Genomic DNA, 21,826 nt, shown 5'->3' on the forward strand with positions numbered 1-21,826 from the left:
TAGAAGACGGCGAGAGGAGTCCTGACATGAGTAATGTGGACAGCTTCGGTTCCAAAGGCGTACTAGATGTCGCCGGTGCCGAATACGAGATTTTCCGGTTGAATGCAGTTGAAGGCGCCGATGGCCTTCCGTACAGCCTCAAGGTTTTGCTCGAGAACCTGCTGCGCACCGAGGACGGCGCAAACATCACCGCGGATCACATTCGCGCACTCGCATCCTGGGACGCCGACGCCCAGCCGAGTATCGAGATCCAGTTCACCCCGGCCCGTGTGCTCATGCAGGACTTCACCGGTGTGCCGTGTGTGGTGGACCTTGCCACCATGCGTGAAGCCGTCAAGGAACTCGGTGGAGACCCGGCGCGCGTCAACCCGCTGGCACCCGCCGAGATGGTGATCGACCACTCCGTGCAGATCGATGTCTTCGGCAACTCCGAGGCCATCGAGCGCAACATGGAGATTGAGTACGAGCGCAATGGCGAGCGTTACCAGTTTCTCCGCTGGGGCCAGACGGCGTTCGACGACTTCAAGGTTGTCCCGCCGGGTACCGGCATTGTCCACCAGGTCAACATCGAATACCTGGCGCGCACCGTCATGACCCGCGAAGTTGACGGCACCCTCCGGGCCTACCCTGACACCTGCGTCGGCACCGACTCGCACACCACCATGGTCAACGGCCTGGGCGTGCTGGGCTGGGGAGTCGGCGGCATCGAAGCCGAGGCCGCGATGCTCGGCCAGCCCGTATCCATGCTCATCCCGCGCGTTGTCGGGTTCAAGCTCACCGGATCCATCCCGGCCGGCGCCACCGCCACCGACGTGGTCCTGACCATCACCGAGATGCTGCGCAAGCACGGCGTCGTGGGCAAGTTCGTCGAATTCTACGGCGAGGGAGTGGCCGAGGTGCCGCTGGCCAACCGCGCCACCATCGGCAACATGAGCCCCGAATTCGGTTCCACCGCCGCAATGTTCCCCATCGATGACGTCACCCTGGAATACCTGCGCCTCACCGGGCGCTCCGAGGAGAGCGTGGCATTGGTGGAGTCCTACGCCAAGGAACAGGGCCTCTGGCATGATCCGTCGCGTGAAATCCGCTTCTCCGAATACATCGAGCTGGACCTGTCCACCGTTGTTCCGTCCATCGCCGGCCCCAAGCGGCCGCAGGACCGGATCGCGCTGACCGAGGCCAAGGAACAGTTCCGCAAGGACATCCACAACTACACCGGGAACGCGGACGAGGCGGCGCTGGATGAGGCACTCGAGGAATCCTTCCCGGCTTCCGACGTGCCCGCCATGACCTCCACGCTGAAGCACTCCGCCGCAGCCACGGCAGACGGCAGGCCGTCCCGGCCGGTGAAGGTCGCCATGGGCGACGGGCGTGAGTTTGTTCTCGACCATGGTGCCGTCACCATCGCATCGATCACCTCGTGCACCAACACGTCCAACCCCTCGGTGATGCTCGCTGCAGCGATCCTCGCGAGGAACGCCGTCGAGAAGGGCCTTGCCTCGAAGCCCTGGGTAAAGACCTCCGTGGCACCGGGGTCGAAGGTGGTCACGGACTACTACGACAAGTCCGGCCTCACCCCGTACCTGGAGAAGCTGGGCTTCTACATTGTCGGGTACGGCTGCGCCACCTGCATCGGCAACTCGGGTCCGCTCGAGGAAGAGATCTCCAACGCGGTGCAGAACAATGACCTGGCAGTCGCCGCGGTGCTCTCGGGCAACCGCAACTTCGAGGGCCGGATCAACCCGGACGTGAAGATGAACTACCTCGCCTCACCGCCGCTGGTGATCGCCTACGCACTCGCCGGAACCGTGGACTTCGACTTCGAGAATGATCCGCTCGGCGAGGACGAGTCGGGGAAGAGCATCTTCCTCCGCGACATCTGGCCAAGCCCCTCCGAGGTGCAGCAGGTCATCGATTCCTCCATCGACGAGGCCATGTTCTCCAAGGGATATGAAGGCGTGTTCGACGGCGATGACCGCTGGAAGGCGCTCGACACCCCCGAGGGCAACACCTTTGCCTGGGACGAAGATTCCACCTACGTCCGCAAGCCCCCATACTTCGAGGGCATGCAGGCAACCCCTGAACCGGTTGCGGACATTGAGGGCGCCCGCGTCCTGGCCAGGCTCGGCGACTCGGTCACCACCGACCACATCAGCCCCGCAGGGTCGTTCAAGTCCGACAGCCCGGCAGGCCGTTACCTCCTTGAGCACGGTGTGGCCCGCAAGGACTTCAACTCCTACGGGTCCCGACGCGGCAACCACGAGGTGATGATCCGCGGAACCTTCGCGAACATCCGCCTGCGGAACATGCTCCTGGACGGCGTGGAAGGTGGGTTCACCCGCGACTTCACCCAGACCGGTGGCCCGCAGACCTACATCTACGACGCCGCGATGAACTACCATGCCGCCGGCACGCCGCTGGTGATCCTGGCAGGCAAGGAGTACGGTTCCGGATCATCGCGTGACTGGGCAGCCAAGGGCACCGCATTGCTCGGCGTGAAGGCCGTCATCGCCGAAAGCTACGAGCGCATCCACCGGTCCAACCTGATCGGCATGGGTGTCCTGCCGCTGCAGTTCCCGGCCGGCGAGAACGCCGCAACGCTCCACCTCACCGGCACGGAGACGTTCGCGATCGAGGGTGTCACGGAACTGAACAACGGCAACACCCCGGCAACCGTCAGGGTGACCGCTACCCCTGAAGAGGGAGGCGACCCGGTCACGTTCGACGCCGTCCTGCGCATCGACACGCCGGGCGAAGCGGACTACTACCGCAACGGCGGCATCCTGCAGTACGTCCTGCGCCAGCTGTCCGCGTCCTAACCGACGGGCCGCAGCAGAACACGCCGCATCCGCTCTGGCGGAGGCGGCGTGTTCTGCGTTAACGCGCGGCGTACGCCCGGCCCGGCACCCGTCGCCGGGACGCGGCGTTAGAGTTAACAGCGAGTGAGAGCGCACCGACGCCGCAGATCACCAGTTTTAGAAGGAGGCGCGATGGGACTTCTGGAGACCATCCACAGCCCACAGGACCTGACCAGGTTGTCAGGACAGCAGCTTTCCCGCCTGGCCGCGGAAATCCGAGCCTTCCTCATCCGCACGGTCTCACGCACGGGCGGGCACCTCGGACCCAACCTCGGTGTAGTTGAACTGACCATCGGCATCCACCGGGTATTCGACTCGCCGCGCGACAGCATCGTCTTTGATACCGGACACCAGTCCTATGTGCACAAGCTGCTCACCGGCCGGCAGGATTTCGATTCCCTCCGCCAGCAGGGCGGGCTCTCCGGTTATCCCTCGCGCGCCGAATCAGTGCACGACGTCGTTGAGAGCTCGCATGCCTCCGCCTCGCTCTCGTGGGCGGACGGCATTTCCCGCGCACGGGTACTGAATGGGGAAGAAGACCGCTCCGCCGTCGTCCTCATCGGGGACGGCGCGCTCACCGGCGGCATGGCGTGGGAAGCGATCAACAACATCGCCGCGGACAAGCGGCGCCGCGTGGTGATCGTGGTAAATGACAATGGGCGTTCCTACGCACCCACCATCGGCGGGGTTGCTGATTACCTGGCGTCGCTGCGACCCACCCTCGATTCCGTCCGCACCCACCGGGTCTATGAGGGCACCCTCGACTGGTGGAAGCGGAAGCTCCAGGGCGGCGGCGTGGTCGGCCGGTTCGCCTACCGGAGCCTGCACGCCACCAAGAAGGGTGTGAAGGACTGGTGGGCGCCCCAGGGCCTCTTCGAGGACCTGGGCATGAAGTACATCGGACCCATCAACGGCCATGACCTCCCCGCAGTGGAGCACGCCCTGACCCAGGCGAAAAACTATGGCGGCCCGGTTATTGTCCACGCCATCACCGAGAAGGGCCACGGCTACGCCCCCGCCCGCGCCGATGAGGCCGACCAGTTCCACGCCGTGGGAATCATTGACCCGGAGACGGGCGAGCCCATCGGAGCCGGGGGAGTGCAGTCCTGGACATCGGTCTTCGCCGAGGAAATCGCCGCCATAGCCGACGAGCGCAAGGACATTGTCGGCATCACCGGCGCCATGCTCATCCCCGTTGGCCTTCACAAGTTTGCGGCGAAGCATCCAGACCGGGTGTTCGACGTCGGCATCGCCGAGCAGCACGCGCTCACCAGTGCAGCCGGTATGGCCTTCGGCGGCCTGCACCCGGTGATCGCCCTGTACGCCACCTTCCTGAACCGTGCATTCGACCAGCTCCTCATGGACGTTGCGCTGCACAAGGCCGGGGTGACCATCGTGCTGGACCGGTCAGGGGTGACCGGACCGGACGGGGCCAGCCATCACGGCATGTGGGATCTGTCGATGCTGCAGATCGTTCCCGGACTGCACCTCGCCGCCCCGCGCGACGCCACCCGGCTGCGGGAGGAATTGCGGGAAGCCGTCGCAATCAGTGACGCGCCCTCCGTGGTGCGGTATTCGAAGGGCAACGTCGGTGTCGAGGTCGAGTCGGTAGAGCGGCTTGCCGACGGGGTGGACGTCCTGAGCCGCAGGCCGGCCGGCTCCCGCCAGAACGACGTCCTGATTGTCAGCGTGGGCGCGATGAGCGAACTCGCCCTCGACGTCTCCAACAGGTTGGGTGCGCAGGGAATCAGCTCCACGGTCATTGACCCGCGGTGGGTTCTGCCCGTGGCCGGTTCGGTCATCCGGCTGGCGGCGGAACACCGGATCGTCGTCGTCATCGAGGACGGGGTACGCGCGGGCGGGGTGGGATCACGGATTCGCCAGGAGATGCGCTCGGCCGGTGTCGATACAGCACTCAACGAGGTGGGCCTGCCGGTGGAGTTCCTGGATCACGGTTCCCGCAGCGAGGTGCTGGAACGCGTGGGGCTGTCTGCCCGCAAGGTGGCACAGGACATTGTGGAACAGGTGCTCGGCACCAAGGTTCCTGTCGCCCGTCCGCTGCCGGGTGAGGTTCCCTCAGCCACCGGGCAGTTGCCGAAGCTCTAGCACCGGCGCCCTGTTAGCCGGTGGCCCGCTAGCCGAGGAACGCACGGGAGAAGCTGAAGAACACTGACGCAGCGGTGGCAGCCAGCAGCAGCACGGTCAGCGGCCAGGCCCACCCGGCGAGAAAGCGGCGCAGGGCGGCCGGGGACGGAACGTCGCCGTGGATGGCGTTCCGCGCGGTCAGCAGGACGGTCAGCACGATCATCGCTGCCCATACCACCATGCAGTACAGGCAGAGAATGTGAATGGCGAACAGCGCCTGGCTCCAGAGCCAGATAACGAACACGAACCCGAGGCCCACCCCGGCCTGCAGCCCCCGCCAGTACCAGCGGGCGGGGCGGGCGCCGGAGAACAGGACCATCGCCGTCGTAAGAATGACCGCGAAGGCAACAATACCGATGAGCGGATTCGGGAAGCCGAACAGCGCGGCCTGCCAGGTCCGGAACACCTCACCGCAGGAGACAAACGGGCTGATATCGCAGGACGTCACGTAACCGGGGTCCTGGTACAGCGCCAGCCGTTCCAGGACCAGCTGTCCTGAGGCCAGGAAGCCGACGGCGCCGCACACGGCGAACGCCCATGCCATTCCCCGGTCGGTGGCGAATGCAGGCCCGCCGGCCTCCCGCGCACCCGCGGTCCCCGCTCCGCCGTGCCCGGCATTGGCTGGCATGCCCACTCCCAACTGTTCCCGTCCGTCCAGGTCTTCCCGCCGCCGCTCCGGCAGCGGCCCGCCACGAGCGAGTCTAACCTCCGGTACTGCAGGCAGCGACGGGCGTGTGAGACAATGAACGTGGCTGGCGCAGGAACCACATTCCGGTGCCGGTCCAGTGACAGGCTTCCGGTTCTGCCGGCGACGCTCCTGCGGATTTTGGTATTTCCATGGTGAACCCCGCAGAATCCGCCGGGCAGAACCCGCGCTGGTTTCAGCGATCGGGCAGGAAAAGCGCCACTGGTCTTCGAGTGATGCCGCGCCCCATGGTTGGCGCGACCTCGAACGACACAAAAACGACTTCCGGGTGGCGCGTGCACTCACGCCGCGGACACCCGACCAAGCGCCTCGGGGCGCCGGAATGTGGACGGTGTTCCGGGGGTGGAGCACAGCCGAATATGGATACAAACGCATCAGATTCCTCAGAGGTCCTGACGGATGCCGCTGAGCGAGAAGCACCTGCACGCAAGGCACCGCGCACGCGCCGCAAGAAGAGCGACGACGCACCAGCGGTGACGGGGGAGTCCCCCGAAGCCGGCGAGGCAGAGGCCGCGCCGCCGGCCCGCCGCCGGGCCACCCGCCGGCCAACCCAGGGTGAACTCACGTTGCCCGAGTCGCCCGCCCAGCCGCCGTCGATCGGCGCGGAACCGGCACCCGCGTCCGCTGATGGGACGGTCACGGAAACCGGCACCTCTGACGGGCCAAACGCTGATGGGCCAAACTCTGACGGGCCAAACGCTGATGGTGCAATTCCTGACGCCGCACCGTTGTCCGGTGACGCACCGGCGCGCAAACCGGCCCGCACCCGGCGCACCCGCGCAACCGTACCGGCAGGCCGGCCCGATTCCGCTGCAGGGGAAGCTGCGGAGGCACCCGCCGCCGGCGATGCCGCCCCCGAGCAGCCCGCCCGTCGCCGCCGCGCGAGCGCAAAAGCAGCAACCACCGATGAATCGGCTGCCCTGCCCGATACAGCAGGGTCGGCCGCCGCAGAGCCTGCAGGCGACGGACAGGCAGCAGCCGAGCCGCCGGTAGCCCCGAGTGCAGCGGACGATTCCTCCTCGGAGGGGGAGGCGGATTCCGGGCAGGGGTCCCGCCGCTCCCGCTCGGCCCGCTCGCGCTCCCGCCGCGCAACGGCCGACGCCGGGCAGGCCAACGCTGCGACCCCGGACGCCGAGGATGCCGTGAAAGTTGAGGCCGCCCCGGCACAGTCCGCCGCCGGTGAAGCAGCCCCCGCGGCAGGAGACAAGGCTGCCGACACTTCCGGCAACGCCCCGGACTCTCCTGCTGGGGACTCATCCGCAGCTCAGAACAGCGGTGGACTGGATCCGTTCGCTGTTCCGGACTCGCCTGTCTCGCTGCTGTTTCATGCACCGGACCTCACCGCCGTGGTGCCCCGGACCCAGCCGAAAGCGGCCGTCGCAGACGACGCCGATGATGAGGCCGAGGGGGACAGCGACACCGGGCGCGGACGCCGCCGTAACCGGCGGAGCAGGAGCCGCAGCCGGTCCGCTGAGGGCGAAGCGCCCGAGTCGGAGTCCGGCGGACCGGCAGAGCAGGGCGGGGAGGGTGAGTCGGTGACTTCGCGTCGTCGTCGCCGGCGCCGCCGCGGTGAAGAGGACCTGGAACTCACCGGCGGGCAGGATGACGATCCGCCCAACACGGTGACGCGCGTCCGCGCGCCCCGGCAGAGCCAGGAGGCGCCGTCGGACCGCGTCACCAGCGTGAAGGGTTCCACCCGCCTGGAAGCCAAGAAGCAGCGCCGCCGGGAATCGCGCGATTCCGGCCGGCGCCGCCATGTCATCACCGAGGCGGAGTTCCTGGCCCGCCGCGAGTCCGTCGATCGCCAGATGGTGGTCCGGCAGCGCGATGACAGGATCCAGATCGGCGTCATGGAGGATGGAGTGCTCGCCGAGCACTTCGTGTCCAAGACCCAGCAGGATTCACTGATCGGCAATGTGTACCTCGGCAAGGTCCAGAACGTCCTGCCCAGCATGGAAGCTGCGTTCATCGATATCGGGCGCGGCCGCAACGCCGTGCTGTACGCCGGTGAGGTCAACTGGGATGCTGCAGGTCTCGACGGCCAGCCGCGCCGGATCGAGCTGGCGCTGAAGTCCGGTGACCCGGTCCTCGTGCAGGTCACCAAGGATCCCGTGGGCCACAAGGGCGCCCGGTTGACCAGCCAGATCTCCCTTCCCGGGCGCTACCTCGTGTATGTTCCGGGCGGCTCCATGACGGGTATCTCCCGGAAGCTTCCCGACGTCGAACGCAACCGCCTCAAGCGGATCCTCAAGGACCGGCTGCCGGAGAACGCCGGCGTGATTGTGCGCACCGCGGCCGAGGGCGCCAGCGAAGAGGAACTGACCCACGACATCAACCGCCTCCGCTCCCAGTGGGAGACGATCGAGGCCAAGGCAGCCTCGGCCAAGACGCTGGCACCGGAACTGCTGTACGGCGAACCGGACCTGACCATCAAGGTGGTCCGCGATGTGTTCAACGAAGACTTCTCCAAGCTGATCGTTTCCGGCGAGGAGGCATGGGACACCATCGAGGCCTACGTCATGTACGTTGCTCCGGACCTCGTGGGCAGGCTCGAAAAGTGGACGAAGGACGAGGACATCTTCGCCGCCCGGCGCATCGATGAGCAGATCCAGAAGGCGCTGGACCGTAAGGTGTTCCTGCCTTCCGGCGGCTCACTGGTGATTGACCGGACGGAAGCCATGACCGTGGTTGACGTCAACACGGGCAAGTTCACGGGCAGCGGCGGCAACCTCGAGGAAACCGTCACCAAGAACAACCTGGAGGCAGCGGAAGAGGTTGTGCGGCAGCTTCGCCTCCGGGACATCGGCGGCATCATCGTGATCGACTTCATCGACATGGTGCTTGAAGCGAACCGCGACCTCGTACTGCGACGGCTCGTCGAGTGCCTGGGACGCGACCGGACCAAGCATCAGGTTGCGGAGGTCACCTCCCTGGGCCTCGTCCAGATGACCCGCAAGCGCATGGGGACCGGACTGCTCGAGGTGTTCGGAGAGAACTGTGAACACTGCGCCGGGCGGGGCGTGGTGACCCATGACGAGCCCGTGGAGCACCGCAGGCACGTAGTCTCGCCGGAGAATCACCAGCAGCACCTCCGTCAGGAGAAGGTTTCCCGCAGCGAACGGAAGCGCCGGGCCCGCACCCAGCCGAATGAAGAGCACACTCCTGCGCCCGAGCAGAAGGGCGACGACGCCGAACGCCAGGCCCGCGCTGAAGCCGCCCGCGCTGCACTGGCCAGCATCGCGGCAGCCACCCATGCCGCGCATGAGCATGATCACGAGGTGCTTCCGCCCGCCGCGGCTGCGCCGGCGTCGGGCCCTGTGCTGACCATCAACGGCGAGAAGGTGACGCTGCCGCGCGCTGAAAACGCGCCGTCGTCGGTCCGGCCGGAGCCCAGCCTCACACTTGAGAGTCTGACGGAGGCGTTCAACCGTTTCCCTGCGACGGGTCAGCCGGAATCTGCGGCGCCGTCACAGGCCGGCCCGGCGGGGACGGACAGCGGGCCGGCGGAGGCACCGCGGGATGAACCTGCGGTGCCGGATACTGCTTCCCGCCCCGAGACCGTGCAGCAGGCTGCCACGGGCACCGGAGCAGCGCCGTCGTCGGGTCGGCGTAACCGGCGGCACCGCGCCGCCAGCAGTGCCCAGGGCTCAGCGGAGAACGCGACGATCGAGCGGGTCGCTGCAGCCGGCAGCGCTCCGGCAGCCGGTACGCAGCACATTGCACGGGCTGCCGAGCCCGCGGCGGCACCGAAGCAGACCGAAGAGCCGATGATCCTCGGTGTCGGGGTGCCCGCCTCCGAACTCTAGGTGTCCCTTCAGGCTTCCTGCCTGCCCTACAGAACACGCCGTATCCCCAGCGGGAGCGGCGTGTTCTGTTTTTCCCGGCCGTGCGTCATGGAATGGGTATTTTCCCGCCGCGCGGTAGGGTGGGACGAAGTGACACGCGGTGCCCGTTGCGGGCTGAGATAAGACGCGTTGAACCTGATCTAGAGACGGCCGCCGGAACAGGCGGCCCTTGGCCTAGCGGAGGGATGTCGCGGATGAGTATTCGCACGCTTGAGGAACACACCCAACACACCAAAGACCCGTCGAGCCTGCCTGCCCCGGCCCGGCTCCGGACTGTTCCGCGCGTACTGAGCGTGGCCGGAACCGACCCGACCGGTGGAGCAGGCATCCAGGCCGATCTGAAGAGCATCGGTGCGCACGGCGGGTACGGCATGGCCGTCGTTACCTCCCTCGTGGCCCAGAACACGAGGGGGGTGCGCAGCGTACACACGCCGCCGTCCGCCTTTCTGGAGGAGCAGCTGCTGGCGGTCAGCGATGACGTCACCATCGACGCGGTAAAGATCGGCATGCTCGGCGACGTGGACACCATCCGGACGGTTCGCCGGTGGCTCCCGCGGGTAGCCGGCGCCGTCGTCGTCCTGGATCCTGTCATGGTGGCCACCAGCGGCGACCGGCTGCTGGCTGCCGAAGCGGAGGACGAGCTGCGGGCGCTGGTTCCGCTCGCGGACCTGGTGACGCCCAATCTGGCCGAGCTTGCGGTCCTGCTGGGCGAGCCTGTCGCTCCGGACTGGGACACCGCGCTGGACCAGGGGAAGCGGCTCGCTGCAGCCACCGGCACCTCCGTCCTGGTCAAGGGCGGCCACCTCGTCGCCCGGACAATGGGCGATGCGGAGGCCGGGGGCTGCCCCGATGCGCTCGTGGACAGCAGCGGCAGCGTCCTCGTGGTGCCGGGCGCACGAGTCGACACCCGAAACACCCACGGCACGGGCTGCTCACTGTCGGCTGCGCTGGCGACCGTCCAGGCGCGCACCGGGGACTGGGAGCAGTCGCTGGTTCTTGTGAAGGATTGGCTCCGGGGCGCGCTTGAACGCGCGGATGAACTGGAGGTGGGCGGAGGCAACGGACCCATCCACCACTTCCACCAGTTCTCCGCCGGCAGCGTGCAGAAGGTCCCGCAGGATGGCCGTCCGTTCAGCGAACTGGTCTGGGAACTCACGTCCGGCCACCGGAGCGCGATTGAAACCCTCGGATTTGTGCGGGCGCTCGGAGACGGCAGCCTGCCGGACGGGCAGTTCGCCTACTACCTTGCGCAGGACGCGCTGTACCTCGGGGAGTACTCCCGGGTGCTCGCCAGGGCCAGCGCCCTTGCACCCACCGAAGCTGAGCAGCAGTTCTGGGCGAAATCCGCCCTCAACTGCCTGGAGGTGGAGTCCGAACTGCACCGTACCTGGCTTGCCGGGCGCGAGGCACCCGGCAGGCAGGGTCCCGTGACCAAGGCGTATGTGGACCACCTGCTCGCGGCCTCCGGCAACGGCTCCTACGCCGTGCTCGTGGCGGCGGTCCTGCCGTGCTTCTGGCTCTACGCCCACGTGGGGAACGTCCTCCACGCCCAGTGGAGCGATGCGGGAGCCGACCGGGCCCACCCGTACGCGGACTGGATGGAGACCTACGCGGATCCGGCCTTCGCTGATGCCACGGCACGGGCGATCGCCTATGCCGATTCGGCATTCGAACACGCCTCGCCCGTGGACCGGGCCGCGATGATCAACGCTTTCGAAGCTTCCGCCTGGTACGAGCACGAGTTTTTCGACGCGCCGACGCGCCCGGATTTGCGGGAATCCGCGAAACTGCCGTAATCTAGATCTTCGGTGCTGCGCCCTCGTGTGACTAATTTCTGGGCGTGAAAGCGCCGTGAGTGCACAAGCACCCCTCCGGCTGCGCTGAGAACAGCGCACGGTCCCGGAACAGTTTGCAAAAAGTTCGAACGTCGAGAGAAGTGAGTTCCCAAGTGGTGTACGCGATTGTCCGCGCAGGCGGCCGCCAAGAAAAGGTTTCCGTGGGAGACCTCGTTACCCTTGACCGCGTCCCCGGTGAGGCCGGCAGCAGCTTCAAGCTGCCTGCTCTCCTTCTGGTCGACGGCGACAAGGTGACCTCAGCAGCACAGGACCTCGCAAAGGTCACTGTCACTGCCGAGATCGTCGAGAATCTTCGGGGCCCGAAGATTGTTATCCAGAAGTTCAAGAACAAGACCGGCTACAAGAAGCGCCAGGGTCACCGTTCAGAGCTCACCAAGGTCAAGATCACGGGCATCAAGTAACCCCTGGGGTTGCTCGAGCCGAAGATTCTGTTTCAGAAAAAGGCAGGCATAACAGATGGCACATAAGAAGGGTGCGAGTTCCACTCGCAACGGTCGCGACTCCAACGCCCAGTACCTCGGCGTCAAGCGCTTCGGCGGACAGGTCGTCAAGGCAGGCGAAATCATCGTCCGCCAGCGCGGAACCCATTTCCACCCCGGCGCCAACGTCGGCCGTGGCGGCGACGACACGCTGTTCGCCCTGGAAGCCGGTGCCGTTGAGTTCGGTACCCGCCGTGGACGTCGCGTAGTCAACATTGTGGGTGCGGCTGCCGAGTAGTACTCGCAACCGCACACCATAGCAGCGTTACACAAAGCACTAGGGTGGGGTGAGCCAACAGGCTCGCCCCACTTTCTTTTAAGCCGGATAAACTCGGCATAGATGTGAAATTCTCAAGAGGAGTACACCGTGGCTAGCTTCGTTGACCGGGTAGTTCTGCATGTCTCGGGCGGCACCGGCGGACACGGCTGCGTCTCGGTGAAGCGGGAAAAGTTCAAGCCGCTGGGCGGGCCCGACGGCGGCAACGGCGGCGACGGCGGAGCCGTCATCCTCCGTGTTGACCCGCAAACCACCACCCTTCTGGACTATCACCACGCCCCGCACCGGCACGCCACCAACGGCGGTAACGGCATGGGCGACTGGCGCGAGGGCCGCAAGGGGGAAACCCTCATCCTGCCCGTGCCGGACGGCACCGTAGTGAAAACGCGCGACGGCGAAGTGCTGGCCGACCTGGTCGGGGAAGGCGCTGAGTACGTCGCCGCGGCAGGCGGACAGGGCGGCCTGGGAAACTCCTCCCTGTCGTCCCAGAAGCGCAAGGCCCCCGGGTTCGCCCTCCTGGGTATTCCCGGTGACGCCCGGGACGTGGTCCTGGAGCTCAAATCGATCGCGGACATCGCGCTGGTCGGTTTCCCGTCGGCCGGGAAGTCCAGCCTGATCGCCGCAATGTCCGCAGCCCGCCCCAAGATCGCGGACTACCCATTCACCACGCTGCGCCCCAACCTGGGCGTCGTCGAAGCCGGTGACGTCCGATTCACCATTGCGGATGTTCCCGGGCTGATCGAGGGAGCGAGTGAAGGCAGAGGTCTCGGTCATGACTTCCTGCGCCACGTCGAGCGCTGTGCGGCACTGGTCCACGTCCTGGACTGCGCCGCACTGGAGACGGACCGGGATCCGCTGAAGGACCTCGGCATCATCGAACGCGAACTTGACCGCTACTCGGTGGACATGAGCTACGCCGGTCCCGGCGGCGAGGTCATACCCCTGAACGAGCGCCCCCGCCTCGTTGCCCTGAACAAGGTCGACGTGCCTGACGGGCGGGACATGGCGGAGTTTGTCCGCCCGGAGCTCGAATCCCGCGGCTACCGGGTGTTCGAGGTCTCCGCCGCGAGCCATGAAGGGCTGCGGCAGCTTGGCTTCGCGATGGCGGAGATTGTGCGCGAGGCCCGGGCGAAGCTCGAGACGGCACCTCCGGTTGTCACCCCGCCCGTGCTGCGGCCGCGCGCGGTCAACCAGAAGGGGTTCATCATCCGCCGCGAGGAGAAGAACCTTGAGCCGCTCTTCCGCGTGCTCGGCGAAAAGCCCGAGCGCTGGGTGAAGCAGACCGATTTCACCAACGACGAAGCCGTTGGCTACCTGGCCGATCGGCTCGCTAAGTTGGGTGTCGAGGAACAGCTCTTCAAGAGCGGGGCCAAGCCCGGGGATACCGTGGTGATCGGCGAGGGCGACGGCGTCGTCTTCGACTGGGAACCGACCATGATGGGCGGCGCCGAACTCCTGGCCTCCCCCCGCGGCACCGACCTCCGCCTTGAAGAGCTCATGCGTCCCACGCGTGAACAGAAGCGTGAGGACCATCAGGCCCGCAAGGACGCGCGTGCCGCCGCCCGTGCCGAGCTTGAGGCCGAGAGGAAGGCCGGCATCTGGACAGAGTCGGTCAATTACCGCAACTCCGGTCAGAAGGCGGCAGAGGACGACGGCGGCTCTGACCGCGACGGAGCCTGACCCACCGCCGCAACCACAGAAACCCCAGTAACCGACCGAAGGAATAGATGACCGTAAAGCGCCCGCTCAAGACCCGTTCCGGACTGGCGAAAGCCAAGCGAATAGTCGTCAAGGTAGGTTCCTCCTCCCTGACCTCGCTTTCCGGAGGACTCTCCGACGAAGCGCTGTTCGCACTCTCGGACGTGCTCGCTGCCCGCCGCAACGAGGGAACCGAAGTGATCCTCGTGTCCTCCGGTGCGATCGCAGCCGGCCTGGCCCCGCTGGGACTGGCCCGGCGCCCCAACCAGCTCTCTTCCCAGCAGGCGGCCGCCAGCGTAGGGCAGGGCCTGCTGATGGCGCGCTACACCCATGCTTTCGGCGCCCACGGTGTGACCGTCAGCCAGGTGCTGCTGACCCTGGACGACCTCATGCGGCGCAGCCACTACGCCAATGCGCACCGGGCAATGGAGCGCCTCCTGAATTTCGGCGTCGTGCCGATCGTCAACGAGAACGACACGGTGGCCAGCTCCGAGATCCGCTTCGGCGACAATGACCGCCTGGCTGCCCTGGTGGCGCACCTGGTCAAGGCTGACGCCCTGATCCTGCTCTCCGACGTCGATTCCCTCTATGACGGTCCTCCCAAGGCGGGCGCGAAGCGCATCCCCGAAGTCCGCGGCCCTGAAGACCTCGAGGGTGTGAGCATCGGACGGACCGGCAAGGCAGGCGTGGGCACCGGGGGCATGGTGACGAAAGTCGAGGCCGCCACCATAGCTGCCTCCTCGGGTATCCCGGCGCTGGTCACCTCCGCCGACAACGCCGGCCCAGCCCTCGCGGGTGAGGACGTCGGCACCTGGTTCAGCACCAATGGCCGCCGCCAGCCGATCAGGCTGCTCTGGCTTGCCCACCTTGCCCGGATCCAGGGCACCCTGACACTGGACGACGGCGCCGCGAGGGCTGTGGGGGAGCGTCGCCGGTCACTGCTGCCCGCCGGCATCGTGTCAGTGGGCGGAGAATTCGAGGCGGGCGATCCGGTCGAGATGGTGGACCGCGCCGGCACCGTGATTGCGCGGGGACTCGTGAACTACAGCTCCTTTGAACTGCCCCGGATGCTGGGGCGGTCCACGCGCGAGCTGTCGCGGGAACTGGGCCGGGAATACGAGCGCTCGGTGGTCCACGTCAACGACCTCGTGGTACTGAACGCCCCTGCCGCTTCCTGAACCGGCTGGGGTTGCACCGGTGTCCTCGTTAGACTGGGGGAATGACTGACGTGACTACACAGCAGACTGCCCATCAGACCACCACCGATCCCGCACACGGCGAACAGCCGGCCACACCGGTGAACGTCGAGCAGGCTGTGCACGCTATCGCAGACCGTGCCAGAACCGCTTCACGGGTCATTGCGCGCGCCAACCGTGCACACAAGGACAAGGCGCTGGAGGCGATCGGCGAGGCGCTCGTCGCCAACCAGGAGACCATCCTGCGGGCCAACCGCGAGGACCTTGAGACCGGCCGCACGAACGGCACCTCCTCCGCGCTGCTGGACCGCCTCAGCCTCAGCGAGGACCGTATCGCCGGCCTTGCCGCAGCGCTCGAGAATCTCGCCGGCCTGCCCGATCCGGTTGGAACCATCGAACGCGGACAGACTCTCCCGAACGGCGTCCGGCTCCGCCAGGTGCATGTTCCGCTCGGCGTGGTTGCGGCCATCTACGAGGCCCGCCCCAACGTGACGGTGGACATCGCAGGCCTCGCGCTGAAGAGCGGCAATGCCGTGATCCTCCGGGGTGGAAGCGCTGCTGCCAGGACCAACGCGGCCCTCCTTGGCATCATCCGCGACGCACTCGACCGCACGGGCCTTCCGGCAGACGCCGTCCAGACCGTCGATGAGTTCGGCCGTGAGGGAGCCAACATCCTGATGAAGGCACGCGGCCGCGTCGACGTCCTGATTCCGCGCGGAGGCCACGACCTCATTCAGACGGTGGTGACCAATGCGGCCGTACCGGTTATCGAGACCGGCGAGGGAAATGTCCACATCTACCTTGACGAGAGCGCCGACGAGGACATGGCGGTGGACATCCTGCTCAATGCCAAGACCCAGCGTCCCAGCGTCTGCAACACGGTGGAGACCCTCCTGGTCCACCGGGACGCGAAGGCGGCACCGGCTGTCCTGGAAGCGTTGGCCGGCGCGGGCGTCCGCATCCACGCAGACAGCCGGATTCAGGCGATCCTCCCGGACGGCGTGTCAGCGGACACCGCGGACGACGGCGACTGGGCACGCGAGTACATGGACCTGGACATTGCGGTTGCGATGGTGGATTCGGTCGACGAAGCGCTCGAGCACATCCGCACCTGGAGCACCGGTCACACGGAAGCCATCATCACCAACAACCTGGCACGGTCCGAACAGTTCATCGCCGGCGTTGATTCGGCGGCGGTCATCGTCAACGCGTCCACGCGCTTCACCGACGGCGGCGAACTGGGCCTGGGCGCAGAGGTGGGCATCTCCACGCAGAAGATGCACGCACGCGGCCCCATGGGCCTGCGCGAGCTGACAACCACCAAGTGGATCATCCAGGGCGACGGTCAGATCCGCCGGTAGCGGCCGCTGCGGCCCCGGCGGCCGTAGTTCCGCAGTTCGGGGCGCCCGGGGTTAGCGCGTAGGATAGTAGCGAAACAGTACTGAAAGCACGCGCTGACCCACGCCCGGCCGGCGGGGTGGGCGCGTCATTCCCAAGGGGAGAAGAATGCTGACCCAGATCCTCAACTTCGCGGTGGTTGCAGGCGAGACCGCAGAGCACCACGCCGAACTGCCGATGCCCGCCATTGCGTACGGCGGCCTTATCATGGGAGCGCTGCTGCTGCTGATGTTCGTGACCATTGCGTTCACCAGCCTCGGGCACCGCCACGAGGCGGTCCAGGAGCACGCTGACCCGCATCGCCAGCACCCCAACAAGCACGATCACGGCGAGACCTCCCAGCACTGATCTCCTTGGCCGTTCCTCCCGCACCTCCAACCGAGCAGGGGATCCACCCGGGCGCTCTCACCTCCGACGGCTCATCCCGTTGGCGGCTGGGCGTCATGGGTGGCACCTTTGACCCGATCCACCACGGCCACCTTGTCGCAGCCAGTGAAGTGGCGGCGGCGTTCGACCTGGATGAAGTGGTGTTTGTCCCCACCGGCCAGCCCTGGCAGAAGAACGCCAAGGAGGTCAGCCCGGCCGAGCACCGCTACCTCATGACGGTTGTGGCGACGGCATCCAACCCGCGCTTCACCGTCAGCAGGGTGGACATCGACCGGCCCGGCCCGACGTACACGATCGACACCCTCCGGGACCTGCACGCAACACGTCCGGAAGCTGAGCTGTTCTTCATCACCGGAGCGGACGCCATGGCGCAGATCCTGTCCTGGAAGAACGTCGACGAGCTCTGGTCGTTGGCGCACTTTGTCGGCGTCACGAGACCAGGTCATGTGCTGAGCACGCAGCGCACGGATGTCAGCCTGATGGAGGTTCCGGCCATGGCGATCTCCTCGACGGACTGCCGCCGGCGGGTCTCCGACGGGGAGCCGGTCTGGTATCTGGTTCCGGACGGCGTGGTGCAGTACATCGCGAAGCACGGGCTGTACCTGAAGAACGGGCCGGCGAAAGACTCACAGGTTGAACCTGAAGTGTCCACAACAACATGACTATCACTGGGTGAAGAAGCAATGAGTAACGGTCACGAGTCCGCACAAAGCCGGAGGTCTCTCCGGCAGGCGCGCGCGGCTTCTGCCGGGGACCAGGCGCCGTCGTCCCAGGAGGATTCCGGGGCAGTGCAACCGTCAGAGCATCCTCCAGCCGAGCACCGTCCGTCGGGGAATCGTTCAGGCGTGCAACCCGGAAAGCCGTCCGCAGTCAGTATCGAACCTGCTCCCGCCGCGCAGCGGCGCAGCAGGCGGGCAGCGGATGTGCCGGTGGACGCGCCGTCGTCGGTGCCCACCACCGAACGGGTGTCCCAGGCGCGCGCGCGGGACCGGGAGATGCGGCGCAATTACCGGGCGCTGGCCGAACAGCAGGCAGAACAGCCCGCAGGCATTCCCACCCGCCGGCAGCTCCGCCTCCAGCAGCAGGCTGCCCGCGAGAAGGCGCTGCAGGCAGAGGGCTCAGCGCAGGGCACAACCGCTGCGTCGCGGACGCCGGAGGAGCCGGAGCAGCCCCCGACTGCCGGGCGCGGTGAGCTGACAGTAGAGCAGGCGCTTGCCGCCCGCGAGGCGATCATCAACCAGGCCCGGAACCAGGTTGCGGTGATGGAAGCCGCCGCCAAGGATGACCCGTTCTCGGTTGACCTCGAGATCCTGGCGCAGCAGAAGGCGCTGGCCGAACGGGCTGCCGTGTTGAACACGCGTGCGCAGAAAATCCAGCAGCTCACGCAGGAAAACCGGCAGCGGAAGCCGCTGCTCAACGACCCCACGACTGCCCACAACCTTTCCATCGTCTCGCCCGTGGAGTTCGTTCGGGTGCCGACCGAGAGCCCGGACGTTCCGGCGCCGTCGACCTCCCACATTCCGGTTGTTGCGCCCGCGCCGTCCGGCTCCCGGCGGGGCGCCCCGGGCACGCTGCCGCCTGCTGCGGCTCCACCGCGGCCTCGGGCGGACAAGCCGGCACAGCCGGTCGTGACCGCCCCCGCCGTTCCCAGCATGCCGCCGTCGTCGGCCCTGTCCCCGGACTCTGCCGGGCGCTCACGGGTACTGGCACAGGCGGAAGCGATGGTGCGCGAGCAGAGGCGTCCCGGGTCCGACGGCGCCACTCCCATCCGCGCGCGCAGCGCGTACGGACTGGAACCCCTTGACGCGATGACCGCAGGGCTGGCACGTGTCCAGCGCATGCGGATCGTGCAGTATTCGGTAGTTGGCTTGGGCGCACTGGCGCTCATCACCGGAATCATGATGATTGTCAGCGGCCTCTAGCCGTTGACCACACCCTAGGAGATTAGTGAGCGCATCGGAATCGTCCATTGCGATTGCCCGCACCGCAGCACGTGCGGCGACGGACAAGATTGCACAGGACATCGTGGCCATGGATGTCAGTGAACGCCTCGCGATCACTGACGTCTTTCTTGTGGCCTCGGCCCCCAGCGAGCGGCAGGTCAACGCGATCGTCGACGGCATCGAGGAAGAACTTGCCAAGCAGGATCTGAAGCCCGTGCGGCGTGAGGGCCGCAGCGAAGGCCGCTGGGTGCTGCTCGACTATGCGGAGGTGGTCATCCACGTCCAGCACCAGGAAGACCGCGTCTTCTACGCGCTCGAACGGCTGTGGGGCGACTGCCCCAAGGTGGACCTGCAGCTTGACGACGCCGCTGTGAACGCCGGGTCCGCTGACGCTGCAGCCGCCGACGCCGAGTGAGTCCCCGCGCTGTAGACAGCGCCGCGGGTGATTCCGCGCCGGAGGGCCGGAGGATTGTCTTCTGGCGCCACGGGCGGACGGAATGGAATGCCCGCGGCCTGTTCCAAGGGCAGGAAGACATCGCCCTTGATGACCTCGGAAGGCAGCAGGCCGCGCAGGCCGCCTATGAACTGAAGCATCTGTCGCCGTCGCTGATCGTGTCTTCCGACCTGGAGCGCGCGCGTGATACCGCTGCTGCGCTGTGCGTCGCTACCGGAATGCCCGTCTCCACCGACGTGCGTTTCCGGGAGACCTATGCGGGCCGGTGGCAGGGTCTGGCGTTCGCCGAGATCGGCCGCCGGTTCCCGCAGGACCAGCAGGCCTGGCACGCGGGCGATCCACGGGTGGCTGCAGGTGGGGGAGAGAGCCGGCTCGACGTGGGGGAGCGCATGAAGGCGGGTGCTCTGGAGGCCGTTGCGGCAATCGAGCCGGGCCAGACCGTCGTCGTGGTCAGCCACGGCGGTGCAATCCGTGCCGGCGTTGCCGCGTTGATGGGCATTCCGCCGGAGCTGTGGGGATCCCTGGCCGGCGTGGCGAACTGCCACTGGTCCGTGCTGGAGGAGCTTAATCCGTCTCTCAGCACGGTTGTACCGCGGTGGCAGCTGACCGAGCACAACGTCGGTCTGGCGTCCATGCCGTCAACCCCGCTGGAAGGCTGAAACCGCGCCGCCGCACCGATTTTGCGGGGACCGGAAAATTGTCTAAACTGGACAAGTTGCTCCGGCCGGTCGGGTAGGGGGCAGCGAGTTTGGGGCTGTGGCGCAGCTGGTAGCGCACCTGCATGGCATGCAGGGGGTCAGGGGTTCGAGTCCCCTCAGCTCCACGTAAGTTGAGAAGTTCGAAACCTGCCCCGTCTGATGGCGGGGCAGGTTCGTGTCCGGCTCCGGTTGGGTCGTCTCGCCGCCGCGCGCCTGGGCGAAGACGGCCGCAGCTGGCTCGGCTGGTAGGAACGTGACGTGTTCGTCCTCGTCGATGACTATCCCCTTGAACAGTGCTCGGTTGAGGATTCGGCGTTCAGCAGGTTCGCACTTGCTGTAAAGGTCCCCGAGGTCGGTGAGGACACCGAGGATCTGATCGAGCCCCTCGTGAGCGCTGTGGTAGGTGGTTGCGATGCTGTCGAGTCGGTTGATGATCGCGTCCAGGCTGGTGCGGATGCGGTCCTGTTCGGTCCTGAGCAGGTCGAGTGGAATGGCGTCGGCGTAGTGGGCTTGGACGAGCTTGAGGCGTTCGGCTTCGAGCTTGTCGCGCTGTGCGGTCAGCACGGCGCGTTCATCGCCGCTGGAGGCTTCGAGCTGGGCGAACACCTGATGTAGGACCTGGTTGACGCGCTGTGCTTCCTCGGCGGTCAGGCCGTTCGTGCCGTAGTCGCGTTCGATGTGGTCCTCGATCCGTTCGGCGAGGATCGCCGAACGGGTGCAGCCGTTCTTCTTGCGTCGCCCTGAGCATGTGAAGTACTCGTAGCGATCTCCTTGCTTGTCACGGGGCCGTTCGATCATGAGCTTGGCGCCGCACGAGCAACGCAAGCTCCCCTTGAGGTAGTGGTCGTACTTCTGGGGCCGCTCACCGACGGCGTTCTTCGCATCGAGCTGCGTCTGGACGCGCAGCCAGGTGTTCGGGTCGACCAGCGGGCTGTGGGCGCCGTCGTAGGTGACGCCGCGGAAGGTGACGGTGCCCTGGTAGTAGGGGTTGGTCAGGATCTTGTGCAGCCCCGTGGTGATGACCGGTTTTGCCGGCTGGGACGGTGTGGGGCGAGTTGTCAGGCCACGGGTCTTCAACTCGCGAGCGAGGGAGGACAGGGACCAGTCGCCGGTGGCGTAGGCGGTGAACGCGAACCGGATCAGGTCGGCGCGGTCGGGGTCTAGTTCGATGTCGCGGGCCTCTCGGCCCTTGGTGTCGGTGGTGCGCACGTTCAGGTAGCCCAACGGTGCTTTGGTCGGGGTGCCGCCGATTGAGGCTTTCTGCGTCATCCCTTTGAGGACTTCCTGGGCGAGGTTGAGGGAGTAGAACTCGGCCATCGACGCGAGGATGCCGTGCATGAGCATGCCGGAGGGGGACTCGTCGATGTTCTCCGTGACCGAGACCAGGGTGATGTTGGATCCGCGCAGGGTGGAGTGGATGATCGCGTCATCGAGCCGGTTGCGAGCGAGTCGGTCGACCTTGTTGATGATGCAGTACCGCACCTGGTTGACTGCGATGTAGTCGAGCATCTCCTGCAACGCGCGGCGGCGGGCGGTCTTGGCGGACTCGCCGGGCTCGATGAACTCCTTAACGATGACCGCGCCGAGCTGTTCGGCCTTGCGCTGGGCGGCTTCTCGCTGGGCGGGGATGGACAGACCTTCTTCGAGGCCGTTGCGGGTGGCCTGGTCCTTGGTGGAGACCCGCAGGTAGGTGATCGCCGGTACCAGGCCGTCAGGTTTTTCCTCACCGGTCACGGCTATCTGGCGTCGTTTGTCAGTTGCCAGGGCGCGGAGTGCTGCGAGGTCGAGGCCGGAGGGAAGGTCGAGGAACGTCATCGGGTGACCGCCTTTCAGGTGCCCAACGGTGGGTTGGGTATCCGGGGCACCGGATGGCGGTCACGTCAGGA

Annotated in this window: 16 protein-coding genes, 1 tRNA gene, 1 pseudogene and 1 riboswitch; of the genes and pseudogenes, 16 read left to right on the forward strand and 2 right to left on the reverse strand. The window is 66.7% G+C overall.

The features are described from left to right. The first annotated feature begins 26 nt into the window (after positions 1-26). A complete protein-coding gene (gene acnA / locus BLS52_RS11240; RefSeq protein ID WP_026543542.1) occupies positions 27-2,819 on the forward strand; it encodes an aconitate hydratase AcnA in 2,793 nt (930 codons plus the stop codon). 171 nt (positions 2,820-2,990) lie between these two features. Further along, complete coding sequence (dxs, locus tag BLS52_RS11245; protein WP_026543543.1) at positions 2,991-4,964, forward strand: 1-deoxy-D-xylulose-5-phosphate synthase; 1,974 nt, start codon at positions 2,991-2,993, stop codon at positions 4,962-4,964. Positions 4,965-4,992: 28 nt separating this feature from the next. Here the strand turns inward: dxs and BLS52_RS11250 are convergent, their stop codons facing one another. Beyond that, positions 4,993-5,631: a vitamin K epoxide reductase family protein gene (locus BLS52_RS11250; protein WP_090586842.1), complete on the reverse strand. Its 639-nt coding sequence runs from the start codon at positions 5,629-5,631 to the stop codon at positions 4,993-4,995. Between the two features lie 437 nt (positions 5,632-6,068). Here BLS52_RS11250 and BLS52_RS11255 point away from each other — a divergent pair, with 437 nt between their 5' ends. From BLS52_RS11255 to BLS52_RS11320, 14 genes are all read left to right on the forward strand, one after another. Further along, entirely contained in the window at positions 6,069-9,515 is a 3,447-nt protein-coding gene (locus tag BLS52_RS11255; RefSeq protein ID WP_090586798.1) for a ribonuclease E/G, read from the forward strand. 125 nt (positions 9,516-9,640) lie between these two features. Next, positions 9,641-9,757: riboswitch (TPP riboswitch) on the forward strand. After that, entirely contained in the window at positions 9,749-11,350 is a 1,602-nt protein-coding gene (locus BLS52_RS11260; protein ID WP_090586800.1) for a bifunctional hydroxymethylpyrimidine kinase/phosphomethylpyrimidine kinase, read from the forward strand. (Overlaps the previous riboswitch by 9 nt.) 152 nt (positions 11,351-11,502) lie before the next feature. After that, positions 11,503-11,811, forward strand: a complete 309-nt coding sequence (rplU, locus tag BLS52_RS11265; protein ID WP_026545517.1) for a 50S ribosomal protein L21 — start codon at positions 11,503-11,505, stop codon at positions 11,809-11,811. A gap of 55 nt (positions 11,812-11,866) precedes the next feature. Beyond that, on the forward strand, positions 11,867-12,127 hold the full coding sequence (gene rpmA, locus BLS52_RS11270) for a 50S ribosomal protein L27 (protein WP_026545518.1): 261 nt from the start codon (positions 11,867-11,869) through the stop codon (positions 12,125-12,127). 129 nt (positions 12,128-12,256) lie between these two features. Next, positions 12,257-13,846: a GTPase ObgE gene (gene obgE / locus BLS52_RS11275; RefSeq protein WP_090586802.1), complete on the forward strand. Its 1,590-nt coding sequence runs from the start codon at positions 12,257-12,259 to the stop codon at positions 13,844-13,846. A 47-nt stretch (positions 13,847-13,893) separates the two neighbouring features. After that, positions 13,894-15,042: a glutamate 5-kinase gene (gene proB, locus BLS52_RS11280; RefSeq protein ID WP_026543747.1), complete on the forward strand. Its 1,149-nt coding sequence runs from the start codon at positions 13,894-13,896 to the stop codon at positions 15,040-15,042. A gap of 41 nt (positions 15,043-15,083) precedes the next feature. After that, positions 15,084-16,421: a glutamate-5-semialdehyde dehydrogenase gene (locus BLS52_RS11285; protein WP_090586803.1), complete on the forward strand. Its 1,338-nt coding sequence runs from the start codon at positions 15,084-15,086 to the stop codon at positions 16,419-16,421. A 145-nt stretch (positions 16,422-16,566) separates the two neighbouring features. Further along, complete coding sequence (locus BLS52_RS11290; RefSeq protein WP_026543745.1) at positions 16,567-16,806, forward strand: hypothetical protein; 240 nt, start codon at positions 16,567-16,569, stop codon at positions 16,804-16,806. An 86-nt stretch (positions 16,807-16,892) separates the two neighbouring features. Further along, positions 16,893-17,507, forward strand: a complete 615-nt coding sequence (gene nadD / locus BLS52_RS11295; RefSeq protein WP_400583490.1) for a nicotinate-nucleotide adenylyltransferase — start codon at positions 16,893-16,895, stop codon at positions 17,505-17,507. Positions 17,508-17,690: 183 nt separating this feature from the next. Further along, entirely contained in the window at positions 17,691-18,767 is a 1,077-nt protein-coding gene (locus BLS52_RS11300; protein WP_090586807.1) for a hypothetical protein, read from the forward strand. A gap of 25 nt (positions 18,768-18,792) precedes the next feature. Beyond that, the gene (gene rsfS / locus BLS52_RS11305) at positions 18,793-19,203 is read left to right on the forward strand and encodes a ribosome silencing factor (RefSeq protein WP_026543743.1); all 411 of its coding nucleotides are present in this window, start codon (positions 18,793-18,795) and stop codon (positions 19,201-19,203) included. Further along, positions 19,200-19,901: a histidine phosphatase family protein gene (locus BLS52_RS11310; RefSeq protein WP_090586808.1), complete on the forward strand. Its 702-nt coding sequence runs from the start codon at positions 19,200-19,202 to the stop codon at positions 19,899-19,901. The genes rsfS and BLS52_RS11310 overlap by 4 nt, the downstream gene beginning before the upstream one ends. A 91-nt stretch (positions 19,902-19,992) precedes the next feature. Continuing rightward, positions 19,993-20,065 (forward strand) — tRNA-Ala (locus BLS52_RS11315). Between the two features lie 133 nt (positions 20,066-20,198). Continuing rightward, complete coding sequence (locus tag BLS52_RS11320) at positions 20,199-20,555, forward strand: hypothetical protein (RefSeq protein ID WP_090586810.1); 357 nt, start codon at positions 20,199-20,201, stop codon at positions 20,553-20,555. Positions 20,556-20,618: 63 nt separating this feature from the next. On the opposite strand, the pseudogene BLS52_RS19135 reads toward BLS52_RS11320, so the two are convergent. Next, positions 20,619-21,755, reverse strand: a pseudogene (locus tag BLS52_RS19135) (recombinase family protein); the annotation flags it as partial. Between the last annotated feature and the right edge of the window lie 71 nt (positions 21,756-21,826).

The sequence above is a fragment of the Arthrobacter subterraneus genome (assembly GCF_900099735.1).
GTDB classification, from domain to species: Bacteria; Actinomycetota; Actinomycetes; order Actinomycetales; family Micrococcaceae; genus Arthrobacter_D; species Arthrobacter_D subterraneus.

Bases quoted from the DNA above. Each gene is read 5' to 3' on its own strand.
- acnA (WP_026543542.1), top strand. From the start codon at position 27: ATGAGTAATGTGGACAGCTTCGGTTCCAAAGGCGTACTAGATGTCGCC.
- dxs (WP_026543543.1), top strand. From the start codon at position 2,991: ATGGGACTTCTGGAGACCATCCACAGCCCACAGGACCTGACCAGGTTG.
- BLS52_RS11250 (WP_090586842.1), bottom strand. From the start codon at position 5,631: ATGCCAGCCAATGCCGGGCACGGCGGAGCGGGGACCGCGGGTGCGCGG.
- BLS52_RS11255 (WP_090586798.1), top strand. From the start codon at position 6,069: ATGGATACAAACGCATCAGATTCCTCAGAGGTCCTGACGGATGCCGCT.
- BLS52_RS11260 (WP_090586800.1), top strand. From the start codon at position 9,749: ATGAGTATTCGCACGCTTGAGGAACACACCCAACACACCAAAGACCCG.
- rpmA (WP_026545518.1), top strand. From the start codon at position 11,867: ATGGCACATAAGAAGGGTGCGAGTTCCACTCGCAACGGTCGCGACTCC.
- proB (WP_026543747.1), top strand. From the start codon at position 13,894: ATGACCGTAAAGCGCCCGCTCAAGACCCGTTCCGGACTGGCGAAAGCC.
- BLS52_RS11285 (WP_090586803.1), top strand. From the start codon at position 15,084: ATGACTGACGTGACTACACAGCAGACTGCCCATCAGACCACCACCGAT.
- BLS52_RS11290 (WP_026543745.1), top strand. From the start codon at position 16,567: ATGCTGACCCAGATCCTCAACTTCGCGGTGGTTGCAGGCGAGACCGCA.